The sequence below is a fragment of the Methylomicrobium sp. Wu6 genome, from assembly GCF_035916875.1.
Classification (GTDB): Bacteria; Pseudomonadota; Gammaproteobacteria; order Methylococcales; family Methylomonadaceae; genus Methylomicrobium.
Map to the genome: position 1 here is coordinate 1 of NZ_JAXUHN010000092.1, position 18,575 is coordinate 18,575.

An 18,575-nucleotide genomic window follows, 5' to 3' on the forward strand; every position below is an offset into this window, starting at 1 on the left:
CAAACATGCGTCATCGTTTTCTGATAGTTCTAATCGGGCAACCCTTGCCAACTCTGTTTCCTGCTGGTTCTAAAAAGCTTTTAGTTTAACGCCAATCAACTTTCTGCGAGACACTTATCAAAATTAGACTTTCCCGCTGCTCTATATCCATCATAGATTTCATATTTGCTTACATTGCATTTTTTTCTAATGTCTAAAATGTCATCGTCCTTAACTTCTCCTAAGGCTATCAAATCTACTCCAATCTCTTGAGTAAAAAGATCAATCATAGAACGAGCATAGTTTTTTTGTTCTTCTGTCGATCTATCTTTGCCAGCAGGTGATAAACTGGTATTCCACCACAAAAAGGATAATTTCATTAATCAAATATTTTTCTATAAACACACCCCTAAGGTCATATCGTTATACACAAATGTCGTCATACCCTCCAGGAAGCAGGTACCCAGGGACATGGATGGTAAGCTCAATACGTCCTTGTAGCCTGGATTCCGGCAATCCATGCCGGAATGACGGACTTGTGTATAAGGGCATACCCTCAGGTGGATTCGCTTTAGCAATCCACCAAGATCGAAAAAGCGTGTGATCCCTCCAATTATGCTACTTTCGTCTCGTAATGCAATTGTTGTCGCTCTTCCAGATTTCTATGAATGCCGCCGGGGCTTAGTTCCAAACCGTTTGGCCAGCATAATGCGCCTAATTCCAAAAAAAATTGTTGAAAATACGCGTCGTCGTTTAAGGGAAGCACCAATTCGGTTTGCCGATCAATCAAGGGCTGTAGGTCGTAATCTCCCCATGAGTTATCGGAAAAATACACACGCAAAATCTTTTGATCGATGTGTTTCGCTCTAATGATTTTAATCATTGTCGGCTCCTGCTATACGCTGTAGCGGTTTCAGTTCGATGGCATATTGCCAGTTGATCAATAATTCTTGCTGATGCTCTTTTGCCCATTCCCGCACCAGCTTAATCGCTTTACTAGGTAGCTCGCCTGCCAAAATCTCCCCGTCTTCAATCGCCATTAACGCTTCGTGTCCCTGATATTCGATATGAAAGTGTGGTGGGTTATGATCGTCATGGTACATGCGGACATAAATACCAAAAAAGTAGGAAATTACGGGCATTTTATACTCCCTTATTTTCAGTTACTACAAGCTCAAATATGAACTGCACCGAACATCAACCAAAATAATCCACAGACAATCCCAATGCTTCGGCCGCTTTCGCAAACAAACCATCGGCGGTGGCGATGCGTTCAATTCCATGATGCTGGGCAATGGCCAGATGCAGCGCGTCCAATGTGCGCAAGGCATGATCCGGCAGCATCGTTAACAGATTGGCCGCGCTTTCCTGATGCTTGTCTTCGACTTTCAGGGGCAACAAATGTCCTTGGGAAATATCGTCCAGAAACGTGGCATAGATTTGAGCTTCGATATTCGCATCGAATCCGTGCATGCGTTTACGCCTGGCCAATAAACAACGCATTTCGGTTTTGGTGAGGGTGCTGACGACGGCGACGTCCAGTCCGACGATATAAGCACTGACTTCCTCCGAATTGGATTCGGCCAGATACCACTTGGCCAGCGCGCTGGTATCGAGATAAACCGCGCTGTTATCGCTCATCGCGGTCCTGGCGAATCAACTCGGCGGATGATAATTCGCTGTGTCGAGTCAACTGCCGCAGTTGGGCATGCGTGGGGCGTTTTTTCTTGATCTGAACAGGCAGGACTCTGGCAATTTCTTTTTTGTTGCGCGTGATAATGAGTTCCTGTTGTTCTTCGACAAGTTCGTCGAGCTTGCCGAGGAGGCTGCGCATTTCTCTGATATTCAGGTATCGCATAGTGATTAAGGGTGTGTCACGCGAATAAAAATTGTAGCACATCATGCAGTGATTGTGTTTTGTGCGGCGTCTCTGATATTCCCGATACTTTTCATCTCATGCGGTTCTGATAAAAATGCTTTATAATACGCGGTTTTGCAGTCACTCATTGAGCATGTCCGAAGTCCTTTCAGAACTTAAACGCCGCCGCACCTTTGCGATCATTTCGCATCCTGACGCCGGTAAGACCACGATCACCGAAAAGCTGCTCTTGTTCGGCGGCGCGATTCAGCTGGCGGGATCGGTGAAGGGACGGAAGGCCGCGCGGCATGCGACGTCCGACTGGATGGAGATGGAGAAGGAGCGGGGGATTTCGGTCACGACCTCGGTGATGCAGTTCGAGCACAAGAATGCGATCATCAACCTGCTCGATACGCCGGGCCACGAGGACTTTTCCGAAGATACTTACCGCACCTTGACCGCGGTCGATTCGGCGCTGATGGTAATAGACTCGGCGAAGGGCGTCGAGGAGCGGACGATCAACCTGATGGAAGTCTGCCGCCTGCGCACGACGCCTATTCTGACCTTCATCAACAAGCTGGACCGGGAAGGCCGTGAGCCGATCGAACTGTTGGACGAGGTCGAACATGTGTTGAAGATTCAATGCGCGCCGATGACCTGGCCGATCGGCATGGGCAAGCGTTTCAAGGGCGTTTATCACCTTTATAAGGATGAGATTCATCTGTTCAGCCCGCAGCACGGCGGCCGGATCGCCGAGGCCGAAGTCATCAAGGGGCTGGATAGCCCGAAGCTGGACGAGTTGCTGGGCGATCAGGCCGAGGAACTGCGCATCGAGATTGATCTGGTCAAGGGCGCGAGCCACGAGTTCAGCCTGGAGTCGTATCTGGCCGGCGCGCAGACGCCGGTGTTTTTCGGTTCCGCGATCAACAATTTCGGGATTCTCGAATTGCTCGACGCGTTCGCCGAATTCGCGCCGTCGCCGTTGCCGCGCGCGGCCGAGCAGCGCACCGTGCATCCGGAAGAGGAAAAATTCACCGGCTTCGTGTTCAAGATTCAGGCGAACATGGACCCCGCGCATCGGGACCGGGTCGCCTTCATGCGGATCTGTTCGGGCAAGTTCGACAAGGGCATGAAGATCCATCATGTGCGGATCGGCAAGGCCATTCAGGTCGCCAACGCGATCACGTTTCAGGCCGATACCCGCAAGGCGGTCGAGGAAGCCTATCCGGGCGACATCATCGGTCTGCACAACCACGGCACGATTCAGGTCGGCGATACGTTCACGCAGGGCGAAACGCTCAAATTCGGCGGCATCCCTTATTTCGCGCCGGAATTGTTCCGCCGGGTGGTGTTGAAGGACCCTTTAAGAGCCAAGGCCTTGCAGAAGGGCCTGGTGCAATTGACCGAGGAAGGCGCGACGCAGTTGTTCCGGCCGTTGAAGAACAACGATCTGATCCTGGGCGCGGTCGGTGTGTTGCAGTTCGATGTGACCGCGCACCGGCTGAAAAATGAATACAATGTCGAATGCGTCTACGATGCGGTGAATGTGTCGACCGTGCGCTGGGTGTCGTCGGACAAGCCGGCCAAGCTGGAAGAGTTCAAGAGGAAGGTATTCGATAATCTCGCCGAGGACGGCGGCGGGTTTTTGGTTTATCTGGCGACCAGCCGGGTAAATTTGCAACTGACAGAGGAGCGCTGGCCGGATATCAAGTTCAGCGCGACGCGGGAGTTGTGATTCATTCGGCCCGGTAGTTTGTAGCCTCGATGAAATACAATGGAATCGAGGAGATGACGGCTTCGAATTCCTCGATTCCGCTACGTTGCATCGAGACTACATCTGTCAGGATGAAAAATGTGTTTCGCCGTTGCTGCGGACCATCGGTGTCAAATGGCTGACGAACTGGCGGGCGCTGTGCTCCCAGGAATAATTCAGCGCATGACGGCGGCAATCGGTAGGGGTCAACTTTAGTGCTTCCAGAGCGGCTTGTTGCAGATCGGTTCCGAGTACGCCGACCGGCGCTTTGCCGATGATGTCGATCGGGCCGGGCGCGGGAAATGCCGCAACCGGCACGCCGGAGGCCAACGCTTCCAGTATCACCAGGCCGAACGTATCGGTATGGCTCGGAAACACCATCACGTCCGCAGCGGCCATGTATTGGGCGAGCGCCTCGCCGGTTTGAAAACCGACGAAGCGCGCGTCGGGATATCTCTGTTCCAGTTCCGCGCGAATTGGGCCGTCGCCGACAACATATTTAGTGCCGGGCAGATTCAGTTTCAAAAAATCCTCGACATTCTTTTCGATCACCACGCGGCCGACATAGGCGAAGATCGGGCGCTCGCCGGGAAGGAAATGTTTGTCGCGCGGCCGATATAAATCGGTATCGACGCCCCGCGACCAGATCACCATCCTGTCAAAACCCTTCTTAGACAATTCCTTCTGCATCGATTCGGTGGTCACCATCACGCGCGCACTTTCGCTGTGAAACCAGCGCATGTAGCCGTAGCTGATCCACATCGGCAGGCCTATTCGCATCTTGAAATATTCCGGAAAGCGGGTGTGAAAGGAGGTCGTATAGTGGTAGCTCCGTTCGTGACAGTAGCGCCGCGCGGCAAAACCGACACAGCCTTCCGAAGCCAGATGTATCGCATCCGGTTTGAAGGCTTGCAGGGTAGGGCGCAGGCGCGGGCCGCACAAAAAGGCCAGTCCGACCGCCGGGTAGCCGGGGCAGGACCAGGTATAGAAACGGTCCGGGGCGCACAGTTCGACCGTGTGGCCAAGCTTATGCAGAACCTCCATGGTCTGCGTCAGGGTCGTGACGACGCCGTTGATTTGCGGATGCCAGGCGTCGGTGATCAATGCGATTTTCAAAACTGCAGTTCCTGTTTCATCATTGAGGGGGGCATTCAAGGACTCCGCCTTGCCTCGATCCGGCCGCGTAATAGCTGGTGATAGGCTTCGTCGATAGGGAAGTTCCAGAGCAAAGGGAAGGCCAGCAGCATGATTAGTCCGGGTAGCCACCCGTAGATATGCATCAGCGCCGAAATCGACGATGGCGTATGGCTTGCGGTCGTCGGCACGAAACCGAACAACGCCGGAAAGCCTGTGCCGATGAGTACGCCGAGCGCCACGGCCAGTTTGATCGCCATGCCCCAGAGCGCGAAAAACAAGCCGGTGCGCTGCTTGCCGGTGTCCAGCGTGTCCTGGTCGATCACGTCGGCGGCGATTGAATTGGAGAGGAAAAATATCGCCGCGAAACTGCTGCCGCGCAGTGCGATCAAGATGCTGTAGAGTTCGATGTCGCCGGCGCCGACCCAGGGAAAGGGCAGGCTCCAGACGCCGACCCAGAGCGCGGCGAGCGTCACCGCCCGGTGTTTACCGATGCGGTCGGAAAGTTTTAACCATAGCGGCATAGCGGCCAGCGAGGCGACCGTTTCGCCGAGAATCAGCGGCGCGAACAGTTCGGGCCGGCCGATCACATGCGTCAAAACCAGTTTATGAAGGGTGGCCTGGATCATCAGGCCGGCGCCGAACAGGATGATCGCAAGCACGGTTCGAAGGAAAGCCCGGTTTTTGAACAGCGAGATCATGGCGGACCAGCCGATCAGTACCTCCCCGGTCAATCTTTCGGGCAGCCGTTCCGGCACCCGCCAGAGCGTGATTGCGACCAGAGGTGGCAGCGAGACGATCACCATCAGTGCGATTGCGCGCATTTCGTTGCTGCCGCCTTTATGCCCGGCAATGCCCATCACGATCAGCACGGCGAGAAACAGAAATTGGCCGGCGGCGCCGAAGCCTTCGCGCCAAGCCGCGATGCGCGAGCGCTCCCGGTAGTCGGTCGACAGTTCGGCACCCCATGCTTTGTAAGGCAGATCGAAGAGCGAATACCCGATCGACAACAGGCTGGCCCAGATCATCAGATAGAGCAGCGAAACGTCCGCTGGCGGAACGAATAGCATCCAGGTTGCCAGCATGATGATCGGTGTGCCCACGACCAGCCAGGGTTTGCGCCGTCCCCAGCGGCTGTGCCAGCGGTCGCTAAGGGTTCCGATCACAGGGTCGATCAGCACATCGAAGATGCGCGAGATGGAGATCATCGCGCCGACGCCGGCCAAGGGCAAACCCATTTCGCCGGCGTAAAAAGCCGGAATGAATAGCGCCATTGGCAGGGTCATCACCGCGTCGGTCAGATGCGGCAATCCATACAGTATCATTGTCCTTCTGGGCAAGGATTCAGCAACGGTTGTATCGATGTCGGTGATCGTCAAGGCATCGCTCCTGCTTGGGATAAGCGTTCGATCGAAACCTGTTCAGCCTAACACACTTACGTTACATTGGACACCTTGCCGCTATGGTGGCTAAATCAGCCGGATCGAATCATCTTCGATCACGATCAACTGTTTTTTATAAAGCGCGCCGATCGCCTGTTTGAAGGCTTTTTTGCTGACGCCGAAAGTCGCGTAAACCGCTTCTGGAGGGCTTTTGTCGCCGAGCGTGAGAACGCCATTGTTTTTGTCGAGTTCCGCCAGAATCTGGTCGGCCAAAGGTTCGATTTTGCCGTAACCGGGTTCATGCAGCGTCAGATCGAGCTTGTGATCATCGCGGACCTTTTTGATATAGCCGGTCATTTTCTGGCCTTTGCGGAGCGGGCGGAAGATTTCGTTTTGATACAGCATGCCCCAGTGAGTGTTATCGACGATGGCTTTGGCGCCCATTTCGGTATGATCCGCGATCAGCAGGCTGACTTGCTGGCCGGTTTTGAAGTCGGGCCCTTCGTCGGACAGAAAACGTTCGATCTTGGTCGTGGCGACGATGCGGTCCTTGGAGTCGGTGAAGAGCTTGACCAGATAAGACCGGCCAGGCTTCATTTCGCAGGTTTGTTCGTTGAACGGAACCAATAAATCTTTCGGTACGCCCCAGTCCAGAAAAGCTCCGTAATAATTGACCGCGGCGACTTTCAACCAGGCGATGTCGCCGACTTCGGCCAGAGGCGTTTGCAAGGTCGCAGCGAGATGGCCTTCGCCATCGATATAGACGAAGGCGGTCACGCTGTCGCCCATCTGATAGGTTTTTGTCGGTTTTTTGTCTGTCAGCAGCACCATCGGCGATCCGGGAAGGCCAAGATAGATATTCGGGCCTTGCTGTTTGACGACTTTGAGTTGATTGATTTTACCGATGTTGATCATGAGGTAGGGGAGGGTTGATTGTGGCACTAGGCGTTACGGGTTATACAACCCGTATCGAAAGGTTGGCGGTATTCCGTAAATATTGGTCTACAGGGCCGCCCGAAAAGTTGCGGACGGGATAAATATCCCGTCCAGGCAAGAACTTCTAATGGGTGATGATAAACCGCACCGCATCCAGCTTCAATTCGGCCGATTCGATATTGTCATGCGCCAACATGGTCATTTCTTTCAGGTGTTCGATTTCTTCGGGCTTGATCGACGGATTGACTTTTTGTAGGCGCATCATGCGTTTGATTTCCTCGGCTAGCGATTCGAGCATCGCGCGGGTCGCATCCTGTATTAGAGCTTGCATGTCGGTTTTAGCCCGTTGTTCGGCGACCGCCAGCATTTGATTCAGGTGATTGCGTTGGTTGTTGATAAACGCGACGATTTTGCTCTTGTCGAAGGTGACGCCGGCATCGATCAAATCGTCATGGTCAACCGTATCGGTCAGGTCCTGTTTGTTTTGATCGATCAGCACGCGGACCGGCGTAGGCGGCAGAAAGCGACCGATCTGCAACTCGGGCGGCGCGCTGCATTCGACCACGAACAGGCATTCGAGCAGGAATTGCCCAGTCTTCAGGCTCGGGTGTTTGGATACGTTGATCGAGGCATTGCCGGTCTCGCTCGATATCACCAGATCCATCGCGCCCAGCGCCATCGGATGTTCCATCGTCAAAAATTGGAAATCCTCCCGGGCAAGCGCAATCGAGCGGTTGATCGTGATCGTCATGCCGTCTTCGGTCAAATTCGGGAAATGCGAGATGCGTAAATGGTCGCTCGGCTTGATGATGAAGCAATCAGGCGAATGATATTCGGTATCGACCCCGTAGCATTCGAACACGTCTTCCATGTATTGCCACAGATGGCTTTGCCGTTCGTACTGCTGCAATGCGCCAATGTATTGATCGGCGACTTCCTTGCGGCAGGAGTTCAATTCGAGCAGTTGGTCGCGGCCCTGGTGCAGTTCGATCTCTATCGCGGCGCTCCGCTCCCGGGTTTTGGCGATGAAGGTGTCGAGCGTCGCGAAATCCCGTGCGGTCAATAATGCGTTTAATTCATCCGTGAGTTCATCGGCGACGTGTTGCGCAGCCGAGTTGTTGTGCCTAAATACGTTCAGGCCCTCGTCATACCAGCGGAACAGCAGTTCCTGTTCGCTGCCGCGCAAATACGGCACATGAATGCGGATGATGTGTTTCTGGCCGATCCGGTCGAGACGGCCGATCCGTTGCTGCAGCAAATCCGGGTTGGCGGGCAGGTCCCAGAGGATCAATTGATGCACGAACTGGAAATTGCGGCCTTCGCTGCCGATTTCGGAGCAGATCAACAGGCGCGCCGAGCTTTCCTGATCCGCGAAATAGGCGGCCGCCCGGTCGCGTTCGATGATCGTCATACCTTCGTGGAAGACCGCCGCGGCGATGCCGGTCCGGTTTCTGAGCGTTTGCTCCAGATCGATCGCGGTTTGTGCTTCCTTGCAGATCAGCAAGGCCTTGTCGCCGGCGAACTTTTTGAGCATGTCGACCAGCCAGGCAAAGCGCGGGTCCTGGTCGAGGTCTTCGCGGTTTTCCCGGCCTTCCAGGACATAGCCGTAGCGTTCGCGGTCGGGAAAACCCCGTACCGTGTGCCGGGAGTTGCGGAACAAAATGCGCCCGGTGCCGTGATGGTCGAGCAGCACGTTGATCAATTGCGCGCGGGCGTGCGCGGATTTTTCCGTGTTGCTCAGGTTTTTCAACAGGCCCTCGACATTATCGTCCTTGACCAGCGCCCGCAACGCGGCGGCAGCTTTGTCATCAAGCATCTGCTCAGCCAGCAGTGCTTGTGCGGCGTTTGCGACCGGCTCGAAAAGTCTTTCGTCTTCCAGAAAACGGCTGTAGCTGTAGAAACGGTCGGGATCCAAGAGGCGAAGGCGGGCGAAATGGCTCAGCTTGCCCAATTGCTCGGGCGTTGCGGTCAATAAAATCAGGCTTGGCGTTTGCAGGCCAAGTTGTTCGATAAACACATATTCGGGGCTCGGATCGGTTTCGCTCCATTCCAGATGGTGCGCTTCGTCAACGATCACCATATCCCAGCCGGCTTCCAGCGCCTGCCGTTGCCGGTTCGGGTAGCGGCTGAAGAATGACTGGCTGCATAGCACCAGTTGTTCGTTCACGAAGACGTCTTCGTTTTCGACGGGCTCTTCGTCTTTTTCATCTTCGGCGAGTTCGTTTTCCAGATTGGCATCGCGGCAGCGTTCCTCGTCGATGATGCTGAAACGCAGATTGAATCGGCGCAGCATTTCGACTAGCCACTGATGCAGCAGCGTCTCGGGTACGATGATCAGGATGCGGTTGGACAGTCCGTTGATCAGCCTGTGGTGCAGGATCATCCCGGCTTCGATCGTTTTGCCGAGGCCGACTTCGTCTGCGAGCATAATCCTGGGTGCGAGCCGATTGGCGCATTCGTGCGCGATATAGATTTGATGCGCGATCAGGCTGGTACGGCCCCCCATCAGTCCTTTGACCGGAGATTGATGGTGCTCGCGCAGCCGCCGCCAAGTCTCGTAGCGCAGCGAAAACCAGGACGCGGGATCGAACTGGCCGGTGAACAAGCGGTCCTGGGGTTTGTTGAACTGAATATGGTGGTTCAGTTCCATTTCCTCCAGGCGACTTTCCTTGCCGGTCTTATTCTTGCCGATGTAAGTGATCAGCCCATTGTTTTCGCTCAGCTTATGAACGGTGATCTTGGCGCCGTCGATCGCTTCGATCGTGTCGCCGACTGAAAATTTGACGCGTGTCAGCGGCGAGTTGTCGCGCGCATAAATTCTTTTTTCACCGGTCGCCAGAAACAGCACGGTTACCCGATTGTAGGTGGCTTCGAGAATCAGCCCGAGCCCCAATTCCGATTCGGTATTGCTGATCCAGCGTTGTCCCGGAATGAAATTTTCCATTTATCGATTCGCTCATATTTGGTGTAGAAGAGGGCTGCTATTATAAGCGTTGTAGTGAAAAATTTACGGGTAAATAATCCTGAAATTGGGAGTCCGATCAATGTACCCCGCGTCATCTCAGGGTACGATTGGGGGACTCAGGTAATACGGTCTGTTAAGTCTCCGTTCAGTTCAAGGAGTTTATAATGATCAGAAAAATCGCTTTACACTTTATAACAGCTAATCATCTCTTAACTCACTATCCTATAGGGCTATGAAAAAATTATTGATTTCATTACAAGTTATGGCGGCAGCTCTGTGTTATGCGGGGGCGGCGGACGCATCCGGCGGTCATGGCAGAGGGAACGGACATCACAAATTCAAACATGGGGACAGAGACGAGGTGGTACATTACTATGTGCCAGCGCCGCCTCCCGGGCCAGCCCGCTACTATTCGGCTCCGGCTCCGCAGCCATATTATCCTCATGCGCCAGCCCCGGATCGCCGTTCAACATCGGGATTGGCGGGTAGTGTGGTAGGCGGTGCGCTGGGTTATCAGGTCGGCAATGGCAACCCGCTCGCGGCCGGGGTAGGCGCGGCGGCCGGTTCCTTGATCGGCAACGAAATCGGCAGATAGCCGCGATTTACGTCGGGTTCTCGGCGGTTATGCCGCGAACCCGTGAAGCCCCCGGGCTGGAGGCGGCGATTTTTCATTTACCGTATTTCCGATCAAATGACCTCTTTCATTAAGGCGGTATTCATTTTAAACGTGCATAATGTCGCTAACAAAAAAAGTTGGGTTGTTATTTTTAACGTTTAATCAACATCATAGAGAGCGATTTTTATGAAAAAATCATTGTTATTCATTTCCTTGATGGTTTGCTCGATAATGCTGCCGGAAGTTGCCTTGGCCGACGGTTGGGGGCATGGTCATGGTCATGGTTGGGGGCACCATCATCATGATCATTATGATTATTACCCGGCGCCTGTCGTGAGCTATTATGCGCCACCGCCGGCGGTTATTTATCAGGCGCCTCCGCCAGCAGTTGTTTATCAGGCACCTCCTCCGCCAGTGGTTTATCAGGCGCCGCCACCCCCGGTCCATTATTATTCCGGCGGCCGGCCATCCACGAATGGTTTGGCGGGCGGCGTGATCGGCAGCGTGTTGGGCTATCAATTCGGTGCGGGCGACCCGTTGGCGACCGGTATTGGAGCCGCGGCCGGCTCATATCTGGGTAACGGCTTCGGCGGCTATTAGCCGCCGCTCTTTCCTCGAGTTTCTCAAGCAGCGATCAAGACCTCTCGCCGGCTCGGCCTGTAGGTCTTGGGTTTTTTTCGCGCCGCCGTTTGCTTTCTTCATCGAGCCGACATAGCCAAACCAGCAAATTGCATTACACTTTAAACCGTGTTGTTTGTTTTTAACAGGTTTAAAGTGGATGCCATGGCTATTTTTCCGCGCATTGTTACGATCCTCTTGTTTTTGTCGGCGGCCGGTTGCGCCAGGACCTACCAGGCCCGCTATGTCGAGACCAGCGATTTTCTGAACGATTACTCTGTCCTGAAGGAAGATCAGGAGGATGATGCGCTGCTGAGCTACTGGAAAGAGGGTGCGGATTGGTCGCATTACAAGAAAATCATCGTCGACCCGGTCTTGATCAGAAAGACCAAGGATTCCGATCTAAACGACAGGCCGCAGATTGAAGGCAGCCGTCTGAAGGAATTGTTCGAATACCGTGTGCGCGATGCGCTGAAAAAGGATTTCAAACTGGTCAATAAGCCGGGTCCGGATACTTTGCGCGTGCAGCTGGCGATTACCGACGCGGAAACTTCGACGTTGTTATTGGATCAGTTTACGACCCTTTATCCTTCGGCGCGCGCGTCATCGTTGCTGAAGCACTTGGTTTTCGGCACCGAATCGTTTGTCGGCAAGGCCAGTATCGAAAGAAAAGTGACCGATTCGACGACCGGTGAATTGCTAATGGCGTCCGCCGACTGCCGGGCAGGCGGCAAAACCTTGGCTGGATCGTTCAATAACTGGGATGATGTCGAGCAGGCTTATGTGTATTGGGCCCAGCAATTGAGGTATCAGCTTTGCAAGAAGGCGGGGAGCCCTAATTGTCAGGAGCCGGAGTAGTCCCGACGTTTACTGTGCGGAATAGACTTGTCGGAAAAAAAGGGGGGGGCTTCGCTGTGATTGGTCGCGGCAAAAGCCCCTTTTTTGTCAGGGGATATAAAAACAGATTATTCGTTTTCCAGATCGCTCAAGAACATATCCTGAATCAGGTTCCTCTCGCCACGAGTCAGCTTGAAACGCGCATATCGGGTTCCGGGCGGCAGGATTTGATCGCCTTGTTGCGTATCGGACACCGGTCTTCGGCGATCTTCCTGACGCCTTTCCGCTTTGCGGCGGTTGAGTTTGGAAAACGCTGATTCGCGCCCTTGCATTTTTTCCTGTAATTCGGCTGCGCTGTTTTGATTGGGCGAGCCCCGGCGGTCGGCGTTAAGACAGGTATCAGAGGAACGTCGTACGTGTTTGCGTAAGTTAATAATGTTCATTGTGATATTGCCTCTGTTTTAGTGACGATTTTAATCCGAAAAATGATTTTTTTCATTTATAAACTATAGAATAAAAATCGCCGGGACTCTATAGGTTTATGTCTCAAATTATAGAATTTAAGATGGCGATCAACCATCGAGCGCTGCGGCCAAACGCTGCAGCGCAACGCCGCCGTTATTGAACAGCGGCCAACCGTCTCCGGGCAATACGGTTTTGATGCCGGGCAGCGCGGCGAGCCGTTTGACCGAGGCAATGGCCTGTCTTTTGTCCTGCAATTTGGCATCGGGCAGCAGGCACAATTCGCCGCCAACATGGCTGCGAATCAGGTCGCCGGTGATCAATGTATCGTTTTCGAGCAGCAGCGCCAATTCGCCGGGAGTTTTCGAGCCTGTCATGCGGAAGACGGTCAATCCGGGTACGATGTCCTCATTGCCTTCGAGCCAAACGTCGCAAGGAAAGGAAATCAGATCCCTGTCCCCGGCCGGTCCGTACAGTTTGGCGCCGTTCTCCCGGGCAATCAGCCAACTGGCGCGGATGTGGTCGAAATTGGTGATTACGATGAGCTTCGCGCCACCCAAAGCCTGCAAGTGCCTGCGATCGTGAGCCGATAAGGGCAGCGGATCGATCAGCACATTGCCTTCGGGACGAACCCACAATACACTGTGAAAATCCAGATTTCGCTCTTCATTGAAGAGCGACCAGCCGAATAAATCTTTGCGATGTAATTGTTTCATGGTTTCGCTTCCTGGGTATTGGGGAGTGGCAAGGAAATCATTGATCGGTCTTGTATTGCAGGCGCCGCTTTTCTGTTTGGATCAGAATAGCCGTGCGTGCGGCTAGGTCTTTTTTCGTCCAGCCGGTAATTTCGTCGAGCGTGCGAAAGCAGCCTAAACAGATGTCGTTCCGATCAAGGCAGCAAATTCTGATACAGGGCGAAGCGGACGCTTCCTGGCAAGATCCCATCGTATTCTTTTGCAAAAAAGGGCGCGGCATTAGCGGTGCAAAATCAGTTCCAAAACCAGCTTGCTGCCGAAATAGGCGAGCAGCAGCGAGAGAAAACCGCACAGCGTCAATTTGATCGCGGTTCTACCGCGCCAACCATAGCGGATACGGCCGAGGATCAGGCCGGAAAAATTGATCCAGGCTAAAATCGACAGGACGGTTTTGTGAACCAGGTGCTGGGCGAACAAATCTTCGACAAAAATGAAGCCGCTGATCAGCGAGATCGTCAAAAAAAACAGTCCGGCGCTGAGCATCTGAAACAGTAGCGATTCCATCGTCTGCAGAGGCGGCAGCGACTGAATATAGCGTTTCGGCGGATGGCTGCGCAATTGCTGGTCCTGTATCGCCAGTAAAATCGCCTGCAACGCGGCGATGTTCAGCAGGCTGAACGCGATGATCGAGGTCAGAACGTGCGTGCTCATCTGCCAGTTGTGAATCTGCAAAGGATGCGGTTTTTCCGAAAAGCTCAAGTCCAGTCCGAGCATCGCGGCGGTGATCGGAAACAGTATCACGCCGATTTTTTCGACCGGCTTGTTCAGCGTCGCAATCAACAGCAGCAGGGCGACAATCATCGACACCAACGATGCGGTGCTAAAAAAGCTGAAGCTAAAACCCTGGTATTTATTGAAATTGACCGCGATATACGCGAAATGTGCGGTGACCGCGATCCAGGCGGGCGACAGCGGCGCCTTTTCACTCCGGTGCTTGTGGAAGTGCCGCGCAATCAACAGGGCATTGCAGACATAAGCGCCAATGGATAGGAGAGCAAGCTGGATAGTGGACATTAAACAATTTCGTGGTCGAAAATGGGCTTGATTCGGATCGATTATGCGGTTTTCAAAATCGGTGGCGCCTGCCTCTGTCTCCGGGAAAAACGGCAAGATTACAGGACCGCTCAAGGTATGGTAGTATAGCTTGTTAATGTGTCCTGATCCTAGCGCAATTGCGCAGGGTCTAGTTTTCCTTGTCACCAGTAAGTTTACGCCATGTTTGATAATTTAACCGATCGATTAAGTGATACCCTCAAAAAACTGAAAGGCCAGGGGCGCCTGACCGAGGACAACATCAAGGAAACCCTGCGCGAAGTGCGCATGGCCTTGCTTGAAGCCGATGTCGCCTTGCCTGTGGTGACTGCATTCATCGATCGCGTCAAAGACGGCGCTTTGGGAAAGGCCGTGCAAAGCAGTCTGACGCCGGGTCAGTCGATGGTCAAGCTGGTGCAGTCCGAGCTGGTCAAGGTAATGGGCGAGCGCAACGAGGCGCTGAATCTGCGCACCACGCCGCCTGCGATCGTGCTGATGGCGGGTTTACAGGGCGCCGGTAAAACCACCACGGTCGCAAAGCTGGGCCGCTGGCTGAAGGAAAACCAAAAGAAAAAGGTCGGTGTGGTCAGCGCCGACGTCTATCGTCCGGCGGCGATCAAACAATTGGAAACGCTCGCGAGCGATTTGAATCTGACATTTTTTCCGAGCGATTCCAGCCAAAAGCCGGTCGATATTGCGCATGCCGCCATCGACGCCGCGAAGCGTAAATTTTTGGACGTATTGATTATCGATACCGCGGGCCGCCTGCATATCGATGACGAAATGATGAGCGAGATCAAGGAACTGCACGCCGCGGTCAAGCCGATCGAAACCTTATTCGTGGTCGACAGCATGACCGGTCAGGACGCCGCGGTGACCGCGAAAGCGTTCAACGACGCTTTGCCATTGACCGGCGTGATCCTGACCAAGGCTGACGGCGACGCACGGGGCGGTGCGGCCTTGTCGATCCGTCATATCACCGGCAAGCCGATCAAATTCATCGGGGTCGGCGAAAAAGCCGACGCGCTCGAACCTTTCCATCCGGACCGTGTGGCTTCGCGTATTCTCGGCATGGGCGACATGCTCAGCCTGATCGAGGAGATCGAACAGAAGGTCGATAAGGAAAAAGCGCAAAAGCTGGTCCGCAAGATTCAGAAAGGCAAAGGTTTCGACTTGGAAGACTTCCGCGAGCAGTTGGTTGAAATGCAAAACATGGGCGGCGTCGGCACAATGCTCGACAAATTGCCTGGGATGAATAGCGTGCCGAAGGACCTGAGAGAGAAAGTCAACGACAAGGAATTGGCCCGCCAAATCGCGGTGATCAATTCGATGACGCCGCAAGAACGCCGCTTCCCCGATTTAATCAAAGGCAACCGCAAAAAACGGATCGCTGACGGCTGCGGTCAGGATTTAAATGCGGTGAACCGGATGCTGAAGCAGTTCATGATGATGGAAAAAATGATGAAGAAACTGAAAGCCGGCGGTAATATGGCCAACATGATCCGCGGCATCAAGAGCAATGTTCGCGGCATGCGGCGCTGAGTTTTCGTTTGGAAACGCATAACAATACCTTCGCCTTACCATAATCCCGTAAGTTAAGATTGTAACTCTTGTCTCCTTGCCCTTCGGCATTTACACGCGGCCTTCTCCAGAGGGAGAAGGCCGGGATGAAGGGAACAAACAGTTGATTTTATTCTCTCCCCCCAGTCCTCTCCAGCAGGAGAGGGGGATTAGTCGCCTTGCCCTGACCAGGTCAATTCTTCCGGGCTGAAATCGTCGACCGTAATCGCCGCAAGCCGGGCGTGGTTGGCTTCATCGATCAAATCGGCTTCCTGTTGCGTAATCACGCCTTTTGCTAGGGCTTCATTTACCGTGTTCGACGGATCGCCTTTAGCCAGTTTTTTTTGCTTTTGCGCCTGGCAGATTTTGGCTTCAACTGGAGCGGCCGCCAGCACGGTTTTGAAGGCGACCTCGACCCTACCGGTAGCGTCGGCTGGTTTAGTGTTGATATAGATGCCCTGTGTCAGACGGTCGCGAACCGGATTTTCGGTCAGTAGCAGAGATGCGGTTTCGTGAACCAGCCTGTCGTCGGGAGGATTGCAGGGTTTGCCGAGCGGAAAGACGATCGCAGTCAATACCGCCGTTATCGGCCGCATCGGCAGTATCGAGAAGAGCGCGCGCACGAACCAAACGACCTGCGGCATCGGCAGTTTCCTGAGGATCGCCAGCAAGGATTGCTGTGCCTGGTACAGGGTTTGCTGGCAGGCCCAATGCAACAACGGCAATTCTTCCGGCCGGCTACCCTGATTTTCGAAATGCTTGAGCACGCACGAACATAGATATAAATTGCTCAGGACATCGGCAAAATGGCCGGAGATTCTTTCCTTGCGTTTCAGTGCGCCGCCCAACGTCAGCAGCGCGAAATCGGCGAGCACGGCAAAGCCGGCGCTGAGCCGCGCAATCTGGCGGTAATAAGAGCGGGTATTCTCGTCGCCGGGAACGTCGATGAACCGGGCATTGGTCAGTCTCATCCAGTAACTGGCGGCATAGTTACGCATGAAAAAACCGATATGTTCAAACAGAACCTGATCGAATTGCCTGATTGCCTGTCCGGCATCGGTCTGGTTCAATGCCGCCATTTCCTTTTGAATGTAGGGATGGCAGCGGATCGCTCCCTGGCCGAAGATCATCATCGTGCGGGTCAGGATATTGGCACCCTCGACCGTGATGCTGACCGGTATCACCTGATACAGCCGCCCGAGATAATTGCGCGGCCCCATGCAGATGCCCGAGCCGCCCTGAATGTCCATGCCGTCATTGATGATTTTACGCATCCGTTCGGTCAGTTCGTATTTCAGGATCGCCGAGATTACCGACGGCTTTTCGCCCTGATCGAGCGCCGCGCAGGTGACCTTGCGCGCGGCATCCATCAGATAGGTCTGGCCGGCCATGTGCGCGAGCGGTTCCTCGATGCCTTCGAACTCGCTAATCGGCACGTTGAATTGCTTGCGGATGCGCGCATAGGCACCCGTATTGCGGCAGGTGAATTTGGCGCCGCCAACGCTGAGCGCGGGCAGCGAAATGGCGCGGCCGGTCGCGAGGCATTGCATCAGCATTTTCCAGCCATTGCCGACCTGATCGACGCCGCCGATGAGCCAGTCCATAGGGATAAATACATCCTTACCCCAATTAGGGCCATTCTGGAACGCCGAATCCAGCGGGAAATGCCGACGGCCGATCGATATGCCGGGGGTCTTAGTCGGAATCAAGGCGACGGTGATGCCGATAGCGTCCTTATCGCCGAGCAGATGGTCGGGATCGTAAAGTTTGAAGGCCAGACCGAGAACGGTCGCGACAGGACCGAGCGTGATATAGCGCTTTTCCCAGTTCAAACGGATGCCGAGCGTCTTCTTGCCTTTGAAGTCGCCGTAGCAGACTACGCCGTTATCGGGCATTGCACCCGCATCGCTGCCCGCGTGCGGGCCGGTCAATGCGAAAGCCGGAATTTCTTCACCGCGAGCAAGGCGCGGCAGATAATGATTTTTTTGTGCCTCGGTGCCGTAGGCGAGCAGCAGTTTGGCCGGTCCCAACGAATTCGGCACCATCACGGTCACCGCAGCGGTCGAACTGCGGCTGGATATTTTCATCACGACTTCCGAATGCGCCGTTTCGGAAAATTCGAGGCCGCCGTATTGCTTGGGGATGATCATGCCGCAAAATTTTTGCTGTTTGATATAGTCCCAGACCTCGGCAGGCAAATCCATCCGGTTGCGGGTAATGTCCCAGTCGTTCAGCATCGAGCACAAGGTTTCGACCGGGCCGTCGATGAAGGCCTGTTCCTCGGCGGACAGTTTGGCGGCCGGCAGATCCTGTAGCACTTTCCAGTTGGGTTTGCCGGAGAACAGTTCCGCATCCCACCAGACCGTGCCGGCTTCGAGCGCTTCGCGTTCGGTCTGGGACATCGGCGGCAGCGCTGCCTTCATCAGTTTGAACAGCGGCCGGCTGATCAGTTTCAGGCGCAAGCCATTGATGTTCAGCAGCATGAAGATCAGCAGGAATGCCGCCCATAACCCCTGACTGAAAGGGGTTAGGCCCTGGGTAAGTATATAAGCGGCGAGCCAGATGCCGATAATTGCGGTAGTGATCAGCAATGACACTCGGCGATAGCAAGCCGCCAAAACGATGAGGATTAATGCGATAAACCAGAGCATGTTGTTTCTCCTGTTGTTATGGGAGCGCTGATTCTCC

19 protein-coding genes are annotated in these 18,575 nt (G+C 54.2%); 5 read left to right on the forward strand and 14 right to left on the reverse strand.

Annotated features, from left to right (window positions below):
• Nucleotides 1–95: 95 nt before the first annotated feature.
• The 5 genes from U2W12_RS17050 to U2W12_RS17070 form a co-directional block, all read right to left on the reverse strand.
• Entirely contained in the window at nt 96–359 is a 264-nt protein-coding gene (locus tag U2W12_RS17050; protein ID WP_326501894.1) for a hypothetical protein, read from the reverse strand.
• Between the two features lie 233 nt (nt 360–592).
• The gene (locus U2W12_RS17055; RefSeq protein ID WP_326501895.1) at nt 593–862 is read right to left on the reverse strand and encodes a DUF2442 domain-containing protein; all 270 of its coding nucleotides are present in this window, start codon (nt 860–862) and stop codon (nt 593–595) included.
• Nucleotides 855–1,121 (reverse strand): DUF4160 domain-containing protein, encoded by a 267-nt coding sequence (locus tag U2W12_RS17060; RefSeq protein ID WP_326501896.1) that lies wholly within the window; start codon nt 1,119–1,121, stop codon nt 855–857. Before U2W12_RS17060 ends, U2W12_RS17055 begins: the two co-directional genes overlap by 8 nt.
• 55 nt (nt 1,122–1,176) lie before the next feature.
• The gene (locus U2W12_RS17065; protein WP_326501897.1) at nt 1,177–1,620 is read right to left on the reverse strand and encodes a type II toxin-antitoxin system VapC family toxin; all 444 of its coding nucleotides are present in this window, start codon (nt 1,618–1,620) and stop codon (nt 1,177–1,179) included.
• The gene (locus U2W12_RS17070; protein ID WP_326501898.1) at nt 1,610–1,837 is read right to left on the reverse strand and encodes a prevent-host-death protein; all 228 of its coding nucleotides are present in this window, start codon (nt 1,835–1,837) and stop codon (nt 1,610–1,612) included. The genes U2W12_RS17065 and U2W12_RS17070 overlap by 11 nt, the downstream gene beginning before the upstream one ends.
• A gap of 154 nt (nt 1,838–1,991) precedes the next feature.
• Between U2W12_RS17070 and U2W12_RS17075 the strand changes: the two genes are divergently transcribed.
• Entirely contained in the window at nt 1,992–3,572 is a 1,581-nt protein-coding gene (locus U2W12_RS17075; RefSeq protein WP_326501899.1) for a peptide chain release factor 3, read from the forward strand.
• Nucleotides 3,573–3,677: 105 nt separating this feature from the next.
• Here the strand turns inward: U2W12_RS17075 and U2W12_RS17080 are convergent, their stop codons facing one another.
• The 4 genes from U2W12_RS17080 to rapA all read right to left on the reverse strand — a co-directional run bounded on the left by U2W12_RS17080 (nt 3,678) and on the right by rapA (nt 9,986).
• Nucleotides 3,678–4,706, reverse strand: a complete 1,029-nt coding sequence (locus U2W12_RS17080) for a glycosyltransferase family 1 protein (protein WP_326501900.1) — start codon at nt 4,704–4,706, stop codon at nt 3,678–3,680.
• A 35-nt stretch (nt 4,707–4,741) separates the two neighbouring features.
• Nucleotides 4,742–6,103 carry an MFS transporter gene (locus U2W12_RS17085; RefSeq protein WP_326501901.1) on the reverse strand — a complete coding sequence of 454 codons (1,362 nt, stop codon included), beginning with the start codon at nt 6,101–6,103 and terminating at the stop codon, nt 4,742–4,744.
• Nucleotides 6,104–6,193: 90 nt separating this feature from the next.
• Nucleotides 6,194–7,021, reverse strand: a complete 828-nt coding sequence (locus U2W12_RS17090) for a S1-like domain-containing RNA-binding protein (RefSeq protein ID WP_326501902.1) — start codon at nt 7,019–7,021, stop codon at nt 6,194–6,196.
• A gap of 145 nt (nt 7,022–7,166) precedes the next feature.
• Nucleotides 7,167–9,986, reverse strand: a complete 2,820-nt coding sequence (gene rapA, locus U2W12_RS17095) for an RNA polymerase-associated protein RapA (protein ID WP_326501903.1) — start codon at nt 9,984–9,986, stop codon at nt 7,167–7,169.
• Nucleotides 9,987–10,239: 253 nt separating this feature from the next.
• Between rapA and U2W12_RS17100 the strand changes: the two genes are divergently transcribed.
• The 3 genes from U2W12_RS17100 (at nt 10,240) to U2W12_RS17110 (ending at nt 12,099) form a co-directional block, all read left to right on the forward strand.
• Nucleotides 10,240–10,602, forward strand: coding sequence for a glycine zipper 2TM domain-containing protein (locus U2W12_RS17100; protein WP_326501904.1), 363 nt, complete (start codon nt 10,240–10,242; stop codon nt 10,600–10,602).
• 207 nt (nt 10,603–10,809) lie between these two features.
• Entirely contained in the window at nt 10,810–11,223 is a 414-nt protein-coding gene (locus tag U2W12_RS17105) for a hypothetical protein (RefSeq protein WP_326501905.1), read from the forward strand.
• Between the two features lie 183 nt (nt 11,224–11,406).
• Complete coding sequence (locus U2W12_RS17110; protein WP_326501906.1) at nt 11,407–12,099, forward strand: DUF3313 domain-containing protein; 693 nt, start codon at nt 11,407–11,409, stop codon at nt 12,097–12,099.
• Between the two features lie 107 nt (nt 12,100–12,206).
• Here U2W12_RS17110 and U2W12_RS17115 read toward each other — a convergent pair whose 3' ends face one another.
• The 4 genes from U2W12_RS17115 to ccsA all read right to left on the reverse strand — a co-directional run bounded on the left by U2W12_RS17115 (nt 12,207) and on the right by ccsA (nt 14,309).
• Nucleotides 12,207–12,521: a hypothetical protein gene (locus U2W12_RS17115; protein WP_326501907.1), complete on the reverse strand. Its 315-nt coding sequence runs from the start codon at nt 12,519–12,521 to the stop codon at nt 12,207–12,209.
• A gap of 129 nt (nt 12,522–12,650) precedes the next feature.
• Nucleotides 12,651–13,256: an MBL fold metallo-hydrolase gene (locus tag U2W12_RS17120; protein ID WP_326501908.1), complete on the reverse strand. Its 606-nt coding sequence runs from the start codon at nt 13,254–13,256 to the stop codon at nt 12,651–12,653.
• Nucleotides 13,257–13,293: 37 nt separating this feature from the next.
• Complete coding sequence (locus U2W12_RS17125) at nt 13,294–13,515, reverse strand: DUF1289 domain-containing protein (protein ID WP_326501909.1); 222 nt, start codon at nt 13,513–13,515, stop codon at nt 13,294–13,296.
• The gene (ccsA, locus tag U2W12_RS17130; protein ID WP_326501910.1) at nt 13,515–14,309 is read right to left on the reverse strand and encodes a cytochrome c biogenesis protein CcsA; all 795 of its coding nucleotides are present in this window, start codon (nt 14,307–14,309) and stop codon (nt 13,515–13,517) included. The genes U2W12_RS17125 and ccsA overlap by 1 nt, the downstream gene beginning before the upstream one ends.
• A gap of 201 nt (nt 14,310–14,510) precedes the next feature.
• On the opposite strand from ccsA, the gene ffh reads away from it, so the two are divergent.
• Nucleotides 14,511–15,869, forward strand: coding sequence for a signal recognition particle protein (gene ffh / locus U2W12_RS17135; RefSeq protein WP_326501911.1), 1,359 nt, complete (start codon nt 14,511–14,513; stop codon nt 15,867–15,869).
• Between the two features lie 188 nt (nt 15,870–16,057).
• On the opposite strand, the gene U2W12_RS17140 is transcribed toward ffh, so the two are convergent.
• Nucleotides 16,058–18,538, reverse strand: coding sequence for an acyl-CoA dehydrogenase (locus tag U2W12_RS17140; protein ID WP_326501912.1), 2,481 nt, complete (start codon nt 18,536–18,538; stop codon nt 16,058–16,060).
• Nucleotides 18,539–18,575 lie beyond the last annotated feature (37 nt).

What these genes read in the sequence shown, in the direction of transcription:
- U2W12_RS17140 (WP_326501912.1), bottom strand. Translation starts at nt 18,538, where the DNA reads ATGCTCTGGTTTATCGCATTAATCCTCATCGTTTTGGCGGCTTGCTAT.
- U2W12_RS17070 (WP_326501898.1), bottom strand. Translation starts at nt 1,837, where the DNA reads ATGCGATACCTGAATATCAGAGAAATGCGCAGCCTCCTCGGCAAGCTC.
- ccsA (WP_326501910.1), bottom strand. Translation starts at nt 14,309, where the DNA reads ATGTCCACTATCCAGCTTGCTCTCCTATCCATTGGCGCTTATGTCTGC.
- U2W12_RS17075 (WP_326501899.1), top strand. Translation starts at nt 1,992, where the DNA reads ATGTCCGAAGTCCTTTCAGAACTTAAACGCCGCCGCACCTTTGCGATC.
- U2W12_RS17120 (WP_326501908.1), bottom strand. Translation starts at nt 13,256, where the DNA reads ATGAAACAATTACATCGCAAAGATTTATTCGGCTGGTCGCTCTTCAAT.
- U2W12_RS17055 (WP_326501895.1), bottom strand. Translation starts at nt 862, where the DNA reads ATGATTAAAATCATTAGAGCGAAACACATCGATCAAAAGATTTTGCGT.
- U2W12_RS17060 (WP_326501896.1), bottom strand. Translation starts at nt 1,121, where the DNA reads ATGCCCGTAATTTCCTACTTTTTTGGTATTTATGTCCGCATGTACCAT.
- rapA (WP_326501903.1), bottom strand. Translation starts at nt 9,986, where the DNA reads ATGGAAAATTTCATTCCGGGACAACGCTGGATCAGCAATACCGAATCG.
- U2W12_RS17065 (WP_326501897.1), bottom strand. Translation starts at nt 1,620, where the DNA reads ATGAGCGATAACAGCGCGGTTTATCTCGATACCAGCGCGCTGGCCAAG.
- ffh (WP_326501911.1), top strand. Translation starts at nt 14,511, where the DNA reads ATGTTTGATAATTTAACCGATCGATTAAGTGATACCCTCAAAAAACTG.
- U2W12_RS17110 (WP_326501906.1), top strand. Translation starts at nt 11,407, where the DNA reads ATGGCTATTTTTCCGCGCATTGTTACGATCCTCTTGTTTTTGTCGGCG.
- U2W12_RS17090 (WP_326501902.1), bottom strand. Translation starts at nt 7,021, where the DNA reads ATGATCAACATCGGTAAAATCAATCAACTCAAAGTCGTCAAACAGCAA.
- U2W12_RS17100 (WP_326501904.1), top strand. Translation starts at nt 10,240, where the DNA reads ATGAAAAAATTATTGATTTCATTACAAGTTATGGCGGCAGCTCTGTGT.
- U2W12_RS17115 (WP_326501907.1), bottom strand. Translation starts at nt 12,521, where the DNA reads ATGAACATTATTAACTTACGCAAACACGTACGACGTTCCTCTGATACC.
- U2W12_RS17050 (WP_326501894.1), bottom strand. Translation starts at nt 359, where the DNA reads ATGAAATTATCCTTTTTGTGGTGGAATACCAGTTTATCACCTGCTGGC.
- U2W12_RS17105 (WP_326501905.1), top strand. Translation starts at nt 10,810, where the DNA reads ATGAAAAAATCATTGTTATTCATTTCCTTGATGGTTTGCTCGATAATG.
- U2W12_RS17125 (WP_326501909.1), bottom strand. Translation starts at nt 13,515, where the DNA reads ATGCCGCGCCCTTTTTTGCAAAAGAATACGATGGGATCTTGCCAGGAA.